This is a genomic window from Variovorax gossypii (assembly GCF_003965815.1).
In the GTDB taxonomy this organism is placed as follows: Bacteria; Pseudomonadota; Gammaproteobacteria; order Burkholderiales; family Burkholderiaceae_C; genus Variovorax; species Variovorax gossypii.
This window is the reverse complement of record NZ_RXOE01000001.1, coordinates 666,294-683,270: the sequence shown is the minus strand read 5'-3', so window position 1 is coordinate 683,270 and position 16,977 is coordinate 666,294. Positions and strand designations below refer to the sequence as shown.

General features: G+C 68.8%; 16 protein-coding genes. 11 read left to right on the top strand and 5 right to left on the bottom strand.

The genetic code is table 11. From position 1 onward, the window contains the following. The first annotated feature begins 17 nt into the window (after positions 1-17). The 7 genes from EJP69_RS03070 to EJP69_RS03040 are packed head-to-tail and all read left to right on the top strand — an operon-like array spanning position 18 to position 7,726. The gene (locus EJP69_RS03070) at positions 18-1,031 is read left to right on the top strand and encodes an LLM class flavin-dependent oxidoreductase (protein ID WP_126468694.1); all 1,014 of its coding nucleotides are present in this window, start codon (positions 18-20) and stop codon (positions 1,029-1,031) included. 52 nt (positions 1,032-1,083) lie between these two features. Continuing rightward, complete coding sequence (locus tag EJP69_RS03065; RefSeq protein WP_126468693.1) at positions 1,084-2,427, top strand: LLM class flavin-dependent oxidoreductase; 1,344 nt, start codon at positions 1,084-1,086, stop codon at positions 2,425-2,427. Further along, positions 2,427-2,972, top strand: coding sequence for a GNAT family N-acetyltransferase (locus tag EJP69_RS03060; protein ID WP_093303200.1), 546 nt, complete (start codon positions 2,427-2,429; stop codon positions 2,970-2,972). The genes EJP69_RS03065 and EJP69_RS03060 overlap by 1 nt, the downstream gene beginning before the upstream one ends. Then, entirely contained in the window at positions 2,969-4,810 is a 1,842-nt protein-coding gene (locus EJP69_RS29965; protein ID WP_126468692.1) for an amino acid ABC transporter permease/ATP-binding protein, read from the top strand. The genes EJP69_RS03060 and EJP69_RS29965 overlap by 4 nt, the downstream gene beginning before the upstream one ends. 35 nt (positions 4,811-4,845) lie before the next feature. Further along, entirely contained in the window at positions 4,846-5,766 is a 921-nt protein-coding gene (locus EJP69_RS03050) for an ABC transporter substrate-binding protein (protein WP_126468691.1), read from the top strand. A gap of 8 nt (positions 5,767-5,774) precedes the next feature. Next, entirely contained in the window at positions 5,775-6,713 is a 939-nt protein-coding gene (locus EJP69_RS03045) for an ABC transporter substrate-binding protein (protein WP_420824196.1), read from the top strand. Further along, positions 6,710-7,726, top strand: a complete 1,017-nt coding sequence (locus EJP69_RS03040) for an LLM class flavin-dependent oxidoreductase (RefSeq protein WP_126468689.1) — start codon at positions 6,710-6,712, stop codon at positions 7,724-7,726. The genes EJP69_RS03045 and EJP69_RS03040 overlap by 4 nt, the downstream gene beginning before the upstream one ends. 128 nt (positions 7,727-7,854) lie before the next feature. Here the strand turns inward: EJP69_RS03040 and EJP69_RS03035 are convergent, their stop codons facing one another. From EJP69_RS03035 to EJP69_RS03015, 5 genes are all read right to left on the bottom strand, one after another. Then, complete coding sequence (locus EJP69_RS03035; RefSeq protein ID WP_126468688.1) at positions 7,855-9,510, bottom strand: ankyrin repeat domain-containing protein; 1,656 nt, start codon at positions 9,508-9,510, stop codon at positions 7,855-7,857. Between the two features lie 161 nt (positions 9,511-9,671). Then, positions 9,672-10,274 (bottom strand): response regulator transcription factor, encoded by a 603-nt coding sequence (locus EJP69_RS03030; RefSeq protein WP_093303213.1) that lies wholly within the window; start codon positions 10,272-10,274, stop codon positions 9,672-9,674. Positions 10,275-10,430: 156 nt separating this feature from the next. Then, positions 10,431-12,389, bottom strand: a complete 1,959-nt coding sequence (locus EJP69_RS03025; protein WP_126468687.1) for an esterase/lipase family protein — start codon at positions 12,387-12,389, stop codon at positions 10,431-10,433. Then, positions 12,389-13,432: an Lnb N-terminal periplasmic domain-containing protein gene (locus EJP69_RS03020; RefSeq protein ID WP_126468686.1), complete on the bottom strand. Its 1,044-nt coding sequence runs from the start codon at positions 13,430-13,432 to the stop codon at positions 12,389-12,391. The genes EJP69_RS03025 and EJP69_RS03020 overlap by 1 nt, the downstream gene beginning before the upstream one ends. A 27-nt stretch (positions 13,433-13,459) precedes the next feature. Continuing rightward, positions 13,460-14,230 (bottom strand): FadR/GntR family transcriptional regulator, encoded by a 771-nt coding sequence (locus tag EJP69_RS03015; RefSeq protein ID WP_240652014.1) that lies wholly within the window; start codon positions 14,228-14,230, stop codon positions 13,460-13,462. A 187-nt stretch (positions 14,231-14,417) separates the two neighbouring features. On the opposite strand from EJP69_RS03015, the gene EJP69_RS03010 reads away from it, so the two are divergent. The 4 genes from EJP69_RS03010 to EJP69_RS02995 are packed head-to-tail and all read left to right on the top strand — an operon-like array spanning position 14,418 to position 16,957. Then, positions 14,418-14,918, top strand: coding sequence for a RidA family protein (locus EJP69_RS03010; RefSeq protein WP_093303218.1), 501 nt, complete (start codon positions 14,418-14,420; stop codon positions 14,916-14,918). 3 nt (positions 14,919-14,921) lie between these two features. Next, complete coding sequence (locus EJP69_RS03005) at positions 14,922-15,590, top strand: amino acid ABC transporter permease (protein ID WP_126468685.1); 669 nt, start codon at positions 14,922-14,924, stop codon at positions 15,588-15,590. Position 15,591: 1 nt separating this feature from the next. Next, the gene (locus tag EJP69_RS03000; protein ID WP_126468684.1) at positions 15,592-16,248 is read left to right on the top strand and encodes an amino acid ABC transporter permease; all 657 of its coding nucleotides are present in this window, start codon (positions 15,592-15,594) and stop codon (positions 16,246-16,248) included. Further along, positions 16,229-16,957 (top strand): amino acid ABC transporter ATP-binding protein, encoded by a 729-nt coding sequence (locus EJP69_RS02995; RefSeq protein WP_126468683.1) that lies wholly within the window; start codon positions 16,229-16,231, stop codon positions 16,955-16,957. Before EJP69_RS03000 ends, EJP69_RS02995 begins: the two co-directional genes overlap by 20 nt. Positions 16,958-16,977: the final 20 nt, after the last annotated feature.

The following is a 16,977-nucleotide window of genomic DNA, read 5'->3' as shown; positions in this document are numbered from 1 at the left end:
ATGTCCCGCCGCACATCGTGTCGTATTCGCTGTCCCTGCTCGACAAGAGCCTGATCCCCGAAGGCGCCGACGCCGCACAGGCGTTCCAGCACACCGTCTCGCTCGCGCAGAGCGCCGAGCGGCTGGGCTACCGGCGCTACTGGCTCGCCGAGCACCATGGCAACCGGAACTACGCAGGATCGGCGCCCGAGGTGCTGGCCGCGCACGTGCTCGCGAAGACATCGCGCATCCGCGTGGGCACCGGCGGCGTCATGCTGCAGCACTACAGCCCGTTCAAGGTGGCGGAGGCCTTCCGCGTGCTGGCCTCGCTGGCGCCGGGGCGCGTGGACCTGGGCATCGGCAAGGCGCCCGGTGGCCTGCCGCTGACCAGCAAGGCGCTGCAATGGCTGCACGATCCGGCGAAGACGAAGGGCGAGGACTTCGGCGTCCGGCTGTCCGAGCTCGACGCCTTCCTGCACGAGGGCATCGCCTCGGGGCATGCGCTGGCCGGAGCGGTCGCCACGCCCAATCCGCCGCAGCTGCCGCAGCGCGTGCTGCTCGGCGGCAGCCCCGAGAGCGCGGTGCTCGCGGCCCGACTGGGCTGGCAGTTCGCCTATGCGGGTCATTTCAACGGCGACCCGGTGAACCTCGCACGATCGATCGAAGCCTATCGCGCGGAGACGGGGCGCGCCCCTTTGCTCGCGCTCTTCGCATTCGCGGCGGAAACGCATGAGAAGGCCGCAGAGCTCGTAGGCGCACTGCGCAGCTTCCGCGTGCACCTGCCTACCGGCCAGAGCGTGAACCTGCCCAGCCTCGAAGCCGCGGCCGAGTTCGCGCGGCAGGCCGGCGTGAGCGACTACCGGACCGAAGAACGCCGCCCCCACGTGATCGCCGGCACCGGCGAAGAGGTGCGCGATGCGCTCGATGCGCTGAGCGAGCAGTACGGCATCGAGGAGTTCGTCATCGACATCCCCGTGGCCGGCTTCGCGGAGCGCCATGCGTCCGTCGAGCTGCTGGCCAGGGCGCACGAACCGGCAGCGCTGCCGGCCTGAGCCTTCCTTTCTTTCCTTCTCTTCTCTTCTCTCCATCGAGCGAGCGACCGTCATGAGCAACAACAACATCAGGTTCGGCGTCATGCTGCAGGGAGCCGGCAGCCACATGAACTCCTGGAAGCATCCGGGCGGACCGGCCGACGCCAGCGTCAACCTCGACTTCTTCATCCGCACCGCGCAGAAGGCCGAGGCCGCTGGCATCGCCTTCGCGTTCGTGGCGGACGGGCTCTATATCAACGAGAAGTCGATCCCGCACTTCCTCAATCGCTTCGAGCCGATCTCGATCCTGTCGGCGCTGGCCACGGTGACTTCGAAGATCGGCCTCGCGGGCACGGTCTCCAGCTCGTACAGCGACCCGTTCACGGTGGCACGCCAGTTCGGTTCGCTCGATCTCATCAGCGGCGGTCGCGCGGGCTGGAACGTGGTGACCACGCCGCTCGAAGGCAGCGCCAGGAACTACAGCCGTGCGCACCCCGAGCACGCGCTGCGCTACGAGATCGCCGACGAATACCTGGCCGTGACGCAGGGCCTGTGGGACAGCTGGGACGACGACGCCTTCGTGCGCGACCGCGAGAGCGGCCGCTTCTTCGACCGCGACAAGCTGCACACGCTCGACCACAAGGGGCGCTTCTTCCAGGTGTCGGGTCCGTTGAACATCCAGCGCTCGCCCCAGGGCCAGCCGGTGATCTTCCAGGCCGGCTCGTCGGATGCGGGCATCGGTCTGGCCGGCAAGTACGCGGACGCGGTGTTCACGCATTCGCCTTCGCTGGAGGACACGCGCAGCTTCCTGCGGCAGGTGAAGGCCAGCGCCGTCGCGCAGGGCCGCCAGGCCGGTGACGTGAAGATCTTTCCCGGCATCGGCCCAGTGGTCGCGGCTACCGAAGAGGACGCCGAGGCCAAGTACCGCGCCATCCGCGAACTGCTCACGGTGGAGGAGGCGCTGGCCTATCTCGGCCGCTTCTTCGACCACCACGATTTCAGCCGGTACCCGCTGGACGCGCCGTTTCCCGAGCTGGGCGAGCTCGGCCGAAACAGCTTCCGATCGACCACCGACCGCATCAAGGCGAACGCCAAGGCCAAAGGCCAGACGCTGCGTGAGGTGGCGCTCGAGGTGGCCACGCCGCGCACGCAGTTCGTGGGCACCGGCGAGCGCATCGCCGACGAGATCATCCGCTGGGTGGACGAGGGTGCGGCCGACGGCTTCATCCTCGGCTTCCCGGTGCTGGGGCAGGGCCTGGACGACTTCATCGAGTTCGTGATCCCGGTGCTGGAGGCGCGCGGGCGCTACCAGCGCGAGCTGCCCGGCCGGACGCTGCGCGACCACCTGGGACTGCCGCGCAAGGCGAGCCGCTACGCGGCGCAGGAAGTCACGCCCGCAGTGCAGAAGGCCGCCTGATGAGCGAACAGTTCCTCTACACCACGCCGCTCGATCCGCGAGCGAAGCCGCTGATCGAGGGCCTGACCTTCGAGTACGACAGCCGCTACGGCGACGTGATGCGCGAGCCGGGCCAGCCGCGCGAGATGGAGCGCTATCCGGCCGAGGCGTTCGCGCCGTCGCACGGCGGCAATTTCGTGCTGCTGCTGCGCGACGGCGTGGCCATCGGCGGCGGCGCGTTCATGCGCCACGACGAGCGCACGGCCGAACTCAAGCGCGTATGGACGCACGCGGACCTGCGCCGGCAAGGTCTGGCCAGCAAGGTGCTCGCGGAACTGGAAGCGCAGGTGCTTCGCCAGGGCTACGAGCGCATCTACCTGACCACGGGCTTCCGCCAGCCCGAAGCCGTGGGCCTGTACCTGGGCCACGGCTACACCGCGCTGTTCGATCCGCCCATCGATCCCGAGACGCCGCGCAAGCTGCCTTTCGAGAAGTACCTGGACACCGGCCGTGCCCACGGTCACGTCCGTCCCGTGGCGCAGCAGATCGAGGCGGTGCAGCGATGAACACGACCGTCCTCGACGCCGGCACCGAGCCGCGAAGCCCCGCGCCGGTTCGCGCACCGCAGCCGCACCCGCAGCGCGCCGTGCCCGCGCCGGCACCCGCCAACGGCGACTACTCGCACTTCCGCGTCGTGCCCGCCCGCTACCCGGCGCGCACGGCAGGCACCATCTTCGCGGTGCTGGTCATCGGCATCGTGCTGCACTCGACGCTCACCAACCCGCGCTGGGGCTGGGGCGTGTTCGCGCAGTGGTTCTTCGCCGAGCCGGTGCTGCAGGGCCTGGGCCGCACGCTGCTGCTCACGGCGCTGGGCGCGCTGCTGGGCTTCTTCTTCGGCACCGCGCTGGCGCTTGCGCGGGTGTCGCGTTCGCCGCTGCTGGCGCGGCTCGCATGGGTGTTCACCTGGCTCTTCCGCTCGGTGCCGGTGATCGTTCTGCTGCTGATCATCAACAACCTCGGCTATCTGTACGAGACGGTGACGCTGGGCATACCGGGCACCGACGTCACCTTCTTCTCGTACCCGACCACGCAGCTCATCAGCCCCTTCGTGGCGGCGCTGCTTGGCCTCACGCTGAACCAGGCGGCATTCGCCTCCGAGATCGTGCGCGGCGGCATTCTCTCGGTGGAGCAGGGGCAGCTCGAGGCGGCCGCGGCGCTGGGGCTGTCGCGCGGGCGGCAGTCGTTCCGCATCGTGCTGCCGCAGGCGATGCGCACCATATTGCCGACGGCCTTCAACGACATCATCGGGCTGGCCAAGGGCACGTCGAATCTCTACATCCTGGCGCTGCCCGAACTGTTCTACACGATCCAGATCATCTACCGGCGCAACCTGGAAGTGATTCCGCTGCTGATGGTTGCGACGGTGTGGTACCTCATCATCCTCACGGTGCTGTCTGTGGTGCAGCACTACGTGGAGCGGCACTTCTCGCGCGGCGCGCTGCGCAATCATCCGCCGGGCTCGAGGCTGGCGGGCCTGCTGCGGGGGCTGCGGCGCGCGAAGGCGCCGGCCGTGCCCGCGGCTGTAGAAGCGCCTGTTGCAGACGCTCCCGCGCAGGTGCCGCGCTGGACCGAGAAGCTCGAGCAGGGCGGCGAGGTCACGATCCACGGCGTCTCGAAGAGCTTCGGCGCGCTCAAGGTGCTCGACGACGTCACGCTGGGCGTGCCGCGCGGCAGCGTGACGGTGATCCTCGGCCAGTCGGGCTCCGGCAAGTCGACGCTGCTGCGCGCCATCAACCACCTGGAGCGCGTGGACGACGGCTTCATCGCCATCGACGGTGAACTCATCGGCTACCGCCGCGACGCGGACACGCTCTACGAGCTGCACGAGAAGGAAATTCTGAAGCGCCGCGTGGACGTGGGCATGGTGTTCCAGAACTTCAACCTGTTCCCGCATCTCACGGTGCTGGAGAACATCGTCGAGGCACCGATCTCCGTGCGCGGCCTGCCGCGCGCCGAGGCCGAGGCGCTGGCTTCGGAGTTGCTGGTGCGCGTGGGCCTGGGCGACAAGACGCACGCCTATCCGCGACAGCTCTCCGGCGGCCAGCAGCAGCGCGTGGCCATCGCCCGCGCGCTGGCTCTCAAGCCCAAGGTGCTGCTGTTCGACGAGCCCACCTCGGCGCTCGACCCCGAGCTGGTGGGCGAGGTGCTGGCCGTCATCAAGGAACTGGCGCGCTCGGGCACCACGCTGGTCATCGTCACGCACGAGATCGGCTTCGCCCGCGAGGTGGCCGACACCATCGTCTTCATGGAGCGCGGCCGCATCCTTGAAACCGGCTCGCCCGACAAGGTGTTCAACGCGCCGGAGCACCCGCGCACCGCCGAGTTCCTCGCCAAGGTTCTCTGATCGATCTTCTTTCCGTCCACTGCATTGCATCCCACATGAACCATCGCCGAAACATCCTGTCCGCCTTCCTGGTCGCGTTGCTGATGCCGCTCGCCGCATCGGCACAGCCCGCGCCCGACCTGAGCCCCGAGCAGCCCGGCCGCCCCCGCGCGCAGAAGATCGAAGAGGCCGTCCGGCTCGCGAAGGACTTCAAGTTCCAGAAGGAGGGCGTGCTCGTCGTCGGTACCACCACCGGTCGCCTGCCGTTCGCCGCCTACGCCACCGACACCAAGACGCCGGTGGGCAACGCCCCCGACATCGCGCAGCTGGTGGCCGACAGCCTCGGCCGCAAGCTGGAGTTGGTGTCCACCGCCTGGGCCGACTGGCCGCTGGGCCTGCAGTCGGGCAAGTTCGACGTGGTGGTCTCGAACGTGACCGTGACCGAGGAGCGCAAGGAGAAGTTCGACTTCTCGACCTACCGCAACGACCAGCTCGGCATCTACGTCAAGTCGGACAGCAAGCTCGGAGCCATCAAGGAGCCGAAGGACATCGCGGGCCTGAAGGTGATCGTGTCCGCCAGCACCAACCAGGAGCAGATCCTGTTGCGCTGGAACAAGCAGAACGTGGCTGCCGGCCTGAAGCCGGTGGAGATCCAGTACTACGACGACGATGTGGTGCAGCGCCTGGCGCTCCAGTCGGGCCGTGCCGATGCGTACCTGGGCCCGAACGCCATCGCGGCCTACGAGGCGCGCGACGGCAAGACGAAGCTCGCGGGCCTGTTCTCGGGTGGCTGGCCGCTGAATGCCGAGATCGCGGTCACCTCGCGCAAGGGCTCGGGCCTCGCAGACGCCGTTACGCTGGCGCTGAACACGCAGATCAGGAACGGCAACTACGCCAAGGCGCTGTCGCGCTGGAACCTGGAGTCGGAGGCCATCGAGACCTCGCGCACCAACCCGCCGGGCCTGCCGAAGAACTGACGATGGCCATGAATCTCTTCAAAAGCACCTGGATCGCCCGCGGCCTCGTCGCGCTCACGCTAGTGGCCGGCGCGGCCCATGCGGCCGACAAGTTCGACTTCAGCCCCGAGCAAAGCGGTCGCCTGCGCGCGGGCAAGGACGCCGAGGCCGTCAACGCGATTCCGCCGAACTTCAAGTTCGTGAAGGAAGGCGTGCTGACGGTCGCCATCGCGCCGTTCGCGCCGCCCATCTCGACCTATGCCTCCGATGCGAAGACGGTCGTCGGCTTCGATCCCGACTTCGCGTTGCTCATCGCCGACGCGCTGGGCCTCAAGCTCGACCTGCAGCCCATCGCCTGGGCCGACTGGCCGCTGGGCCTGAGCTCGGGCAAGTACGACGCGGTGATCTCCAACGTCGGCGTGACCGAGCAGCGCAAGGAGAAGTTCGACTTCTCGACCTATCGCCTCGGCCTGCACGGCTTCTACGTGCGCACCGACAGCGCCATCAAGTCGATCCGCGAGCCGAAGGACGTGGCGGGCCTGAAGCTGACGACCGGCGCCGGCACCAACCAGGAGCGCATCCTGCTGGAGTGGAACCGGCAGAACGTTGCCGCGGGCCTGAAGCCCGTCGAGATCCAGTACTACGACGACGACGTGACGCGCACGCTGGCCGTGGTCACCAGGCGGGTCGACGCTAACTTCAACCCGAACGCGCCGCAGGCCTACGAGGCCGCGAAGAACGGGCAGATCAGGCTGGTCGGCACGGTCAACGCGGGCTGGCCGCTGAAGTCGGACGTGGCCATCGCCACGCGCAAGGGCAGCGGCCTCGCGGTGGCGCTGACCGCCGCGGCCAACAACCTGATCCGCAACGGAACCTACGCCAAGGCGCTCGCGCGCTGGAGCCTGACGGAAGAGGCATTGCCGAAGTCGGAGGTCAATCCGCCAGGCCTGCCGAAGTTCGCTCCATGAGCAGCACCGGCATCCGCCATCTCGCGTTCCTGACGCCGGGCAACTACGCCGAGGGCGATCCGCTGGCCGGCATCGAGGCCGCGCTGAAGCTCTTCGAGTTCGGCGAGAAGCTGGGCTTCGACGGGGCCTGGGTGCGCCAGCGCCACCTGGAGCGCGGCGTGTCCTCGGCCGCGACCTTCCTGGCCGCGGCGACGCAGCGCACGCGCCGCATCGAGCTGGGCGCGGCGGTGATCCAGATGGGCTACGAGAACCCGTTCCGCCTCGCCGAGGACCTGGCCACGGTCGACGTGCTCTCGCGCGGCAGGCTGCAGGTGGGCCTGAGCGCGGGCGCGCCGCTGCACGGTGCGTTGCTGGGCAACCGCTTCCACGACGCGGCGCCGAACACCGTCGACTTCACGCACAAGCGCGTGGGCCGGCTCAAGGCCAACCTCGAAGACGTGCTGCTGGGCGACGAGGAGACCTTCGTCGAATCGGCCGGCGGACGCGTGCGGCCGCGCGTGCAGCCCTATGCGCCGGGCCTGGTCGATCGGCTCTGGTATGGCGGCGGCTCGCTGCGTTCGGTCGAATGGGCCGGGCGCAACGGATTCAACCTGCTGCTGGGCAACGTGCTTTCGGGCGAGACCACCGACGACTTCCTGCAGGCGCAGCTAGGCCTGATCGAACGCTACCGGTCCAGCGAGACCGGCGGGCGCAAGGGCAGGGTGGCGCTCGGCCGCGTGATCGTGCCGCTCGACAGCGCCGATACGGCCACGCGCAAGCGCTACCGCGAGTTCGCGGCCGGCCGCGTCGAGCGCACGCTGGCTCCGCAGGGCGAGCGGCGCACGCTGTTCGCGGGCGATCTCGTCGGCACCTCCGGCGAGATCCTCGACCGGCTGCACGGCGACCCCGTGCTGCCGCACGTGAGCGAGCTGAGGGTGGAGCTGCCCTACAACTTCAGCAGCGAGGAATACGAGCAGATATTGACCGACCTGTCCCGCCGCATCGCGCCGGAGCTCGGTTGGCGCGCGTCTTGACCTGATCGGAGAAGGAAGTGAGAGGAAGCAGGGGCAAGGAGTTGAGTTCGAGGTGAGTCGGAGTCGGGTTGCGTGCTTCTCGCAACCCGATGGACGGCTTTTGGCGGGCCCTGGTGCCCGCTTTTTTTTCAGCCCTGCGCGACGGAGGCGCCGAGCAGGTAGTCCGTCACCTCGTCCGAGAACACGTACCGGCGCCCGCCGACGAGCACCCAGTCAGGACTCGTGGGATCGGGCCGCGCGGCGGGCATGCCGTGGGCGACCAGCGCCTGGGCGCAGCCGAGCCAGTCGCCTTCGCCGTCCGGTGGTTCGTTGCACGAGGCCCATGAAAGGCCGCCGCAGGCGTTGTCACCGAAGCCGTGCTGTTCCTGCCAGCTTGCACCGTGCTCCAGCAGGAACCGGACGAGTCCGGCGTCGCCGCGGAACACGGCCTTGTTGAGCGCCGAGGCGTCCCAGTCGCCGCCGCGAGTTGCGATGGGCCAGCCGAGCTCGACCATCAGCTTCACGGCGTCGGCGCAGCCTTGGGCCGCGAGTTCCGGCAACTGGCGCAGCTGCGCTTCGGAAAGCGTTCCGACGATGCCCGGGTGGGCCGCCTGGATGCGGCGCGCGGCGGCTTCGTCGCCCTGCGCGCAGGCTGCGACGAAGGCTTCGTCCGCCGGAAGCGTGGCGGCACCGTCGGCCTGCTGGAGAAGGCGCGCGACTTCCGGCAGCCCGAAGCGCAGGGCCGCGGTGTAGGCGCTCGTGCCGTCGCTCGTCGTGGCGGAAGCGTCCGCGCCGGCCGCCAGCAGGGCCTCGATGTGCGCGGGAGACCTGCGCCGCCGGATCGCCCACAGCAGCAGCGAACCCCAGTCGGAGGTGGGCGGGCCCATGGGCGGTTCGTTGGCACTGCCGCCGTGCGAGAGCAGCAGCCGAAGCGTTTCGACGTCGTCGAGATCGAGCACGCGATAGAGCGCGTTCGTGCCTTCGATGCGCGCACCGGCCTCGAGCAGGAGCTTCGTGCAGACCGGGTTCTCCAGCGAGTGGTACAGCGATTCGCCGTCGTTCGGGTCGGCGCCAGCACCCAGCAGCAGCCTGGTGAGCGCGGCGTCGTGGTTCGGGCCGGCGGCTCCGTAGAGCGCGGAGAGCCGTTCGTTCTCGGCGGGAGCCTCGACGGATGCGGGAGGCCAGCGGTTGCCGACGGATTGGCTCGGGTCCGCGCCCGCCTCGAGCAGCAGCCTTGCGCAGGCGAGCAGGCGTTCGCGAAATGAGGGCACCTGCATCAGCCCGGAATGGGCCACGGCCACGAGCGGCGGCAAGGCCAGCGGGCCGCCCGGCCGGTTCACCCAGGCGGGGTCATGCGCGATGGCGCGGCGCAGTGATGCTTCATCGCCGATCGCGCAGGCAAGGCTCGGGTCGTCGCTGAGCAGGCCCGGGCTTTCCTCGAACAGGCGCAGGGCCGCCGCGGGCCGGGCGCGATTGTTGCCGCCGGCTATGTCGCCCGCGTAGACGAGGCGCAGCCAGTAGAGGACTGCCTTCGCCGGGTCTTCGGCCTGCGACCGTCGCGCGAGAACGAAGCCCTGCAGGTCGGCCCAGGATGCGAAGCCGTACTCGCGTGCAATGCACGACTGGGCGTCGTGCAGGCGCAGTTCGAGCGCGGCGATCTCGGCATCGGTCTTGCCGGCGGCAGCCGGCAGGGCATAGCGGAATCGCGCGGTGGCGGCGGGGTCGTTGCTTCGGTAGAGAGCAAGCAGTTCCTTGGCTTGCTTCTTCAGATGGCCCTGGTCGGGCCGGGCGGGCATGCGCTTCATGTGAACCTCCGTGCATCAGACGCCGATGACCCGCAAATCCGGCTGCACAAAAGGCGTGTGGATCGTCAAATGAAGGCAAGTGGGTTCAACCCTTCCCGCGGGCCCGGGCGCGGCTTGCAACCGCGGGCCGCATCTTAGCGCGAGGCGAAGCCCTCAGGCTCTCAAGCCCGCAGGCCGATGGGGCCTGCTTCCGCGTCGTTCATCGCTGTCGCCTGCGGTGCGCCGCCGTTCGGGCGCCAGTTCAGCAAGCCGTGCTTCATCGCCTCGCGGATCGCCTGGGTGCGCGACTTCACGCCCAGCTTGCGGTACAGGCTCTTGAGCTGCGCCTCGATGGTGTTGATGGAGCGGTGCGTGGCCTCGGCGATCTCGCGGTTGCTCCAGCCGCGCGAGATGAGCCACAGCACCTTGAGCTCGCGCGCGGACAGCAGTGCGTTGGCTTCCGCCGGCGCGAAGTGCTGCATGGCCTCGACGTCGGCATCCACCGTGGCGGGTGCTGCAGCCGTCGCCTGCGCGGGAAAGGCGATGGGCCTGAGGATCTCGTGCGCCAGCCGCGCGGCTGCCGATGCATTGCCCTGTTCGATGGAGCGCAGCAGCGACGCGAGCTCAGGCTCGCTGGCCTTCGTGAACAGATGGCACAACGCGCTCGCGACGGCAGCTGCGCTGGTTGCGCGCGCATCGGGTTCGTCGTGTTCCGCCACCAGATGGAGTTCGGGTGGCAGCGGCCTGTGCGCGGCGGGGTTTTCGAAGTAAAGAGAGGTGGGCATCTTGAAGCAAGGGTGCTTCGATGCAGGTGGCAATCGGGGAGCCGGTGCACGCACCGATCAAAGCGAAGCCAATCGTATTAATTGCGATCGCCGCGCGCAGCCTGTTTCGAGGCGCGGATGTGTTCTGCTTCACATCCGCGCGCAATCAGCTTGCTGTCAGCGCGCGGGCCCGGGCTCGGCGCGCAGCTGTTCCCTGAGGATGCGCCGTATCTCCAGGATGGCCAGCGGGTTCTCCTGCACGCTGTGCGCGGATGGAATCACCAGCTCCGACGCCGCGCCGTCCAGGTGCGCGCTGGCATAGGGCACGATGCCGTCGCTCGACAGCGCCTGCGCTACGCCGGGCGTGTCATTGCCGATGATCGAGTGGAAGCGCACGCGCGGATTCATCGGCAGCCCCGACGACAGCCGCACGAACGGGTCGCGGTCGCTCAGGTTGTCGATGCTGTTGGGAATGCGCAGCGTGCCCTGGTCCTGGCGCGTGGGCGCGATGCGGACCAGCTCGCGCGAGATGTCGCTCAGCTGCCCGAGCATCGCCACCGGCAGCGTGATGAGGTTGGCCACCCAGCGCGAGATGCGGTTGTTGGCGAAGTCGGTGCCGCGGTGCGGCGAGGCGATGAAGATCGCGTCGCTCACCTGCGGCAGCGGCTCGAAGCGCAGGTAGGGCGCGAGCTTTTCCTCCATGCGCCGCTGCTGCGCGCCCTGCATCGGGTAGCTGGCGAGCAGCGCGTCCCAGAGCTTGTCTTCCGACGACGAAACCATCAGCCGCGACAGCACGCCGCCCATGCTGTGGCCAATCAGCGTGATGTTGTTCGAGGCGGGGGCCTTGCCCGTGGGATCGAAGTGCGTCAGCGTCTGCGTGACGGCCTCGCGGATCGCGAAGTTGTTGATCGGCAGCGGCGCGTTGGTCGGGTAGTAGACCTGCCAGATCTGGTAGCGGCGGCGCAGCGTCTCGTCTCCCAGCACCTCGTTGGCCACGTTGATCCACGCCTCGGGGCTGCTCGCCAGGCCGTGCAGCATGATGACCGTGCGGCGGTTCGGGTCGTAGGGCTGCATCAGGTAGATGCGCGGCTCGGTGAGCCCGTCGCGCCCGCCGAAGAGGCTGCGCAGGGCCTGCAGCGCGAAGTCGGAGCGCGCGAGCCACAGGCCGTAGCCGGATGTGAAGTTGGCTGCCAGCGGCACTTCCTGGCCGGCGAGCTGCACGTTGGCCGTGCGGTACGGGTCGTAGGCCGCGATGCGCAGCGTGCGCGTGCCCAGCACCTCGGCGAGGCTGGTGCCGTCGAACAGCAGCAGGGCGGTGACTGCGGGAAAGGGCATCTCGCGATAGGGCGGCCGGGGCGGGTTCCTGCCGGCCTGATCGGCGGGGCCAGAGGGAACGATCCGCGGCGCCTCGTCGTCCGTGCGCTTGTTGTCGGCCGCCACCAGCTCGGCGCCGAAGCCGTCCCGCCGGTAGGTGTTGCGCAGGCCCGAGAAGGTCAGCGAGGCGGCGGGGATCAGCTCGTCGGGCAGGGGCGTGTCGGCCGGCAGGCGCAGGCCCGAGACGTCGGTCTCGATGCGCCAATCGCCGATCTTCGGCACTTCGGGCTGCGCGGCGCTGCGCGAGCCGTTGCGCCGGATGCCGTGGTACAGGCCGGTGATGGCCTGCTGCACCGCGTAGTTGTAGTAGTCGCGCACCTGCGTCTGCCGGTCCTCGAAGGCGCGGTCACGCGGCTTGCGGGCGGTGAAGAACAGGTAGGCGTAGGCATGGCGCGCCGTCTCGAACCAGGCTTCGATGGCGGTGGCATCCGTGGCGGTGCCGCCTTTCTCCGCCGCCAGCGCCACCTGCAGCCAGACCTCCGACAGCGCGGAGAGCCGCTGCTCGTCGCTCAGGCCCGAGGAGTCGGCCAGTGCGTTGCGGCAGGCCTGGCCGTCCTTGCGGCACAGGTCGGCGTCGGAGCCGATCACGCGCAGAACTTCTTCGGCCGAAGTGCTGAGCCGGCCGGTGGTGAGCACGTCGCCGCGGCGCTGCGCGAGGTATTCGGCCGGCGAGATCGAGCCGACCTTCACGCCCGCGCAGCCGGCCAACAGCGCGGCTGCGCACAGCAGCGAGGAGAGGGAAACGAGAAGACGCGCGCGCATCACTTTGCCGCCGTGGGTGCCTGGGTTGTTGCCTCGACGCCCGGCAGGCCCTGCCGGATCGCCTTCGGGAAGTTCGTGCCGGGAGCCGCCTTGTCGGTGGCGATGGCGCGGTCGGTAATGCGGCCCGCGGCGCGCAGCGCTTCCATGCTGTAGCCGGGCGTGAGGCCGCCCACGTCGAACAGATAGTCGGGCAGGTAGCCCGAGGCGAGCAGCCGCCAGTCCATCGGCAGGCCGGGCACGATGCGCTTGGCCAGCGCGTACACGATGGTGGTGCAGTTGGCGGTGAGCGTGTTGTAGAAGCTCGGCTCGCGCACCAGCGCCGCGCCTTCGCCCAGGTAGGCGAGGAACAGCGAGCGCATCTCGGGCTGCGGCAGGCGCACGCGGTACATGTAGACGTCTTCCCCGCGCACGTTGGTGCGCACGCGCAGGATGTCGTGCTCGTCGGCCGCGATCAGGCTGGTCTCGAACTGCTTGAAGAAGCCGCCCACCGACGAGAAGCTCTCGCCGCGCTCCTTGCGGATCTCGATGGAGAAGGTGACGAACTGGCCGTCGTCGAAGCCGAAGGACACCAGCGTGTGCGCGATGGCTGGGCCGGTCCAGTACGAGAGCGACACGTCGACCGAGCGCAGGCGGTCGAGGTCGTACTGCCGCGTTTCCCAGCGCTGGGTGTAGTCGGTGTCGCTGCGCCATTCGAAGTTGCGCACGTTGTCCAGCGTGACGATGCTGCCGTCGATATGGGCGTGCAGCTGGCGCGACACGTCGTCGGCCCACACGCGGTTCTGCGACGGCAGGACGGTGCTCCACCAGCCGAGCAGCAGCGCGAAGCCGACCACATAGGAGAGCAGGGCGCGCGCGAGCCTCCCGCGCCACAGCAGCGCGAGGGCCGCAAGGCCGAAGGCGGCCCACAGCACGCCCGCGCCGGCCTTCACGGCCACCGACCCGGGGAACTGGTACCAGAGCGCGAGGCAGGCCCACAGGGAGCTCAGCAGCACGGCCAGCGTCAGCGCGAAGCGGCCCAGGAAACGAAGAATGGCCCGGATCATCGGTGCGGCGCTTCCAGATCTTCTCTTCTAGCCGTACACGCTCAGCGAGGCCAGGATGCGCGTGAAGTACGCATCGGCCAGGCTGGTGGCGGCCTTGGCGTCGCGCGCCTCCAGCGCATCGACGATGGCGGTGAGCTCGCGCAGCGTCTGCTCGCGCACCACGGCGCCGACGGGGCCGTTGAGGTTGGAGCGGCCGTCGTACTGCACGGCGCGGCGGTCTGCCACCACGGCATCGAACACCTGCATCAGGAAGCGGTTGCGGGTGGCGCGGAAGATTGCCTGGTGCACGCCGTAGATGCCTTCCTTGAACTGCAGCCACTGGTCGGCGTCGCGCACCACGGCGAGGTGGTGGCGCATGAGGGCGAAGTCTTCGGCGTCGGCGCGCTGGGCCGACAGCGCCATCATGGCCGGCTCGAACAGCAGCCGGCCCTCGAGGATCTCGGTGTAGGTCGGCACGTCGCGGTGGTGCGCGGCCACGGGCAGGTCGGACTCGCTCAGCAGCTGCATCAGCCCTTCGGCGAGGAAGGTGCCGCTGCCGACCTTGCGCTCCAGCAGGCCCTGCGCGCTCATCATGGCCAGCGCATGGCGCACGGTGCTGCGCGATGTCTTGAACTGCTCCGACAGGTCACGCTCGTTTGGCAGCTTGTCGCCGGGCTTGAGCACGCCGTCGCGGATCGACTGGAGGATGGCCCGGTAGACCTTGGAGGCGGTCGCCTTGTCCTGCGCGGCGATGCGGCCCGAGAGATCCGTGACCTCGATCAGCGGCTGGAGCGGCTGCGGCACGGGCTTTGCATTCATGGTTGGATAGCTCGCCAAAATGGTTGACCAATCTCAATTAACAATCTTAGAATGAATTCATTACGCAGTCACATAAGCCTGTTCTGCGTGGTCTTGGATTGGTTGACCAATCCTTCCGAATCCGTTGATTTTCGTCGAAAGGTTGACCGGGCGCCGCCCCTCGCTGCGCAACGGTGATGTGTTCTCAATGACCCTGGATTCCAACACGGCAACGGCCGCCACGGGCCCCGGCCCCGAAGAACGGCTTGCCGCGCTCGGCCTGAAGCTCCCGCCGCCGCCGGCGCCCGTCGCCAACTTCGTGCCTTGGCGCCGCAGCGGCCCCTTGCTGTATCTCTCGGGGCAGGGTCCTCTCGAAGCCGATGGCCGCCTGCACGTGGGTCGCGTCGGAGAGGAAGTGAGTGTCGAGGCTGCCTACGAGCACGCCCGCCTGACCGGCCTGAACCTGCTGGCCGTGGCCAAGTCGGCGCTGGGCGACCTGCGGCGCGTGCGCAGCGTGGTGAAGCTGCTGGCCTTCGTGAACGGCGCGCCCGGTTTCGCGCAGCACCCGAAGGTCATCAACGGCTGCTCGGACCTGTTCGTCGAGGTGTTCGGCGACGAAGTGGGGCGGGGCGCGCGCTCGGCCATCGGCGCGGGTTCGCTGCCGGGGCACCAGACCGTCGAGGTCGAGGCCATCCTGGAAGTGGACTGAGCGATGGCCTACCAGTTCCAGTTCGAGGCGCTCGCGCCCTATGCCGGGCAACTGGCCGAAGGCCTGCTGCACACGCTGGGCTATGCCGCATCGAGCATCGTGCTGGGCATGGCGATCGGCGTGGCGGGCTCGCTGGCGCTGGTCTACGGCAACAAGCCCTTGCGCGGCGTGACGCGGGTGTACGTGGAGTTCTTCCGCAACACGCCGGCATTGGTGCAGCTCTTCCTCATCTACTTCGGCCTGCCCAACCTGGGCATCCGGCTGGAGGCTCCCGTGGCCGGCGTGGTCTCGCTCGCGCTGTACTGCGGCGCGTACATGGTCGAGGTGTTCCGCTCGGGGTTGATGTCGGTGCCGCGCGGTCTTTCGGAAGCCGGCGCCGCGCTCGGGCTGCGCCCGCGCCAGGTGCTGGTGCACGTGCTGTTCGTGCCCGCGCTGCGCAATGTGTTTCCGTCTCTGGCCAGCCAGATGGTGCTCACGCTCATCGGCACCAGCCTCATCTCGCAGATCGGCGTGGAAGACATCTTCCATGCCGGCAGCTTCATCGACTCGCGCACCTTCCGCAGCTTCGAGGTGTACGTGGTGATCTGCGCGATGTACTTCGTCACGGTGCAGGCGCTGCGCGTGCTGCTGGGCTTCGTGCAGCGCAGGCTGTTCGGCAAGGAGGGCAACTGAGATGCGCGGACTTTCCATTGCAGACCTCTGGCTGATCCTCGGCGCCATCCGCTGGACGGCCGCGCTCGCCGTCACGGCCTTCGCCATCGGTGCCGTCATCGGCCTCGGCGTGGCGGTGGCGCGCACCTCGCAGCTGACCTGGCTGCGCGTGCTGGCGCGCGTCTACGTCGAGCTGGTGCAGGGTACGCCGCTGCTCGGGGTGCTGTTTCTCCTGTACTTCGGCGTGCCGATGCTGCTGGGCATCGAGATCAAGGCCTTCACGGCCGCTGCCGCCGCGTTCTCGCTGTCGGCGGGCGCCTTCCTCGGCGACATCTGGCGCGGCGCGATCGAATCGGTGCCCAAGGGGCAGTGGGAGGCCGCCTCCTGCGTGGGACTGCGCCGCTGGCACGTCATGCGGCACGTGGTGTGGCCGCAGGCCTTCCGCGTGGCGCTGGGGCCCACGGTGAGCTACCTGGTCCAGCTCATCAAGAACACCTCGCTCGCCGCGCTCGTCGGGCTGGTCGAACTCACGCGTTCGGGCCAGATCGTGGCGGGCTCGACGCTGGCGCACCTGCCTGTCTTCTGCGGCGTGGCCCTGTGCTACTTCGCCATCTGCTATCCGCTGGCTCGCCTGGCACTCAATCTGGAAGGACGCATGAATGCCGCTCGTGCTCATTGATTCGGTCGAAAAGCACTTCGGCGACAACCATGTGCTGCGTGGCGTGTCCACCGAGGTCGCCAAGGGCGACATCGTGGCGCTCGTCGGGCGCAGCGGCTCGGGCAAGAGCACGCTGCTGCGCTGCGTGAACGGGCTGGAGACCATCAGCGGGGGCCGCATCGTGGTCGACGGCGTCGACGTGCAATCGCCCGACACCGATCTGGCCCTGCTGCGCCGCCGCGTGGGCATGGTGTTCCAGAGCTTCAACCTGTTCCCGCACCTGTCGGCCGCGGCCAACGTGACGCTGGCGCCGGTGCTCACGAAGAAGATCGCCAAGGACGAAGCCCGCGACCTCGCCAGCCGCATGCTGGAGCGCGTGGGCCTGGGCCACAAGCTCGACGCCATGCCCTCGCAGCTCTCGGGCGGCCAGCAGCAGCGCGTGGCCATCGCGCGGGCGCTGGCGATGTCGCCGCAGCTCATGCTGTTCGACGAAGCCACCTCCGCGCTCGACCCCGAACTGGTCGGCGAGGTGCTGCGCGTGATGGAAGACCTCGCCCGCGACGGCATGACCATGATGGTCGTCACGCACGAGATGGCCTTCGCGCGCCGCGTGGCCTCCGAGGTGCTCTTCATGAACCAGGGCCGCATCTGGGAGCGCGGCACGCCCGAGCGGATGTTCGGCAGCCCGCAGACCCCCGAGTTCCAGCAGTTCGTCCAGTCCGTCGTCTGATTCTTCATTTTTCTCCCTTC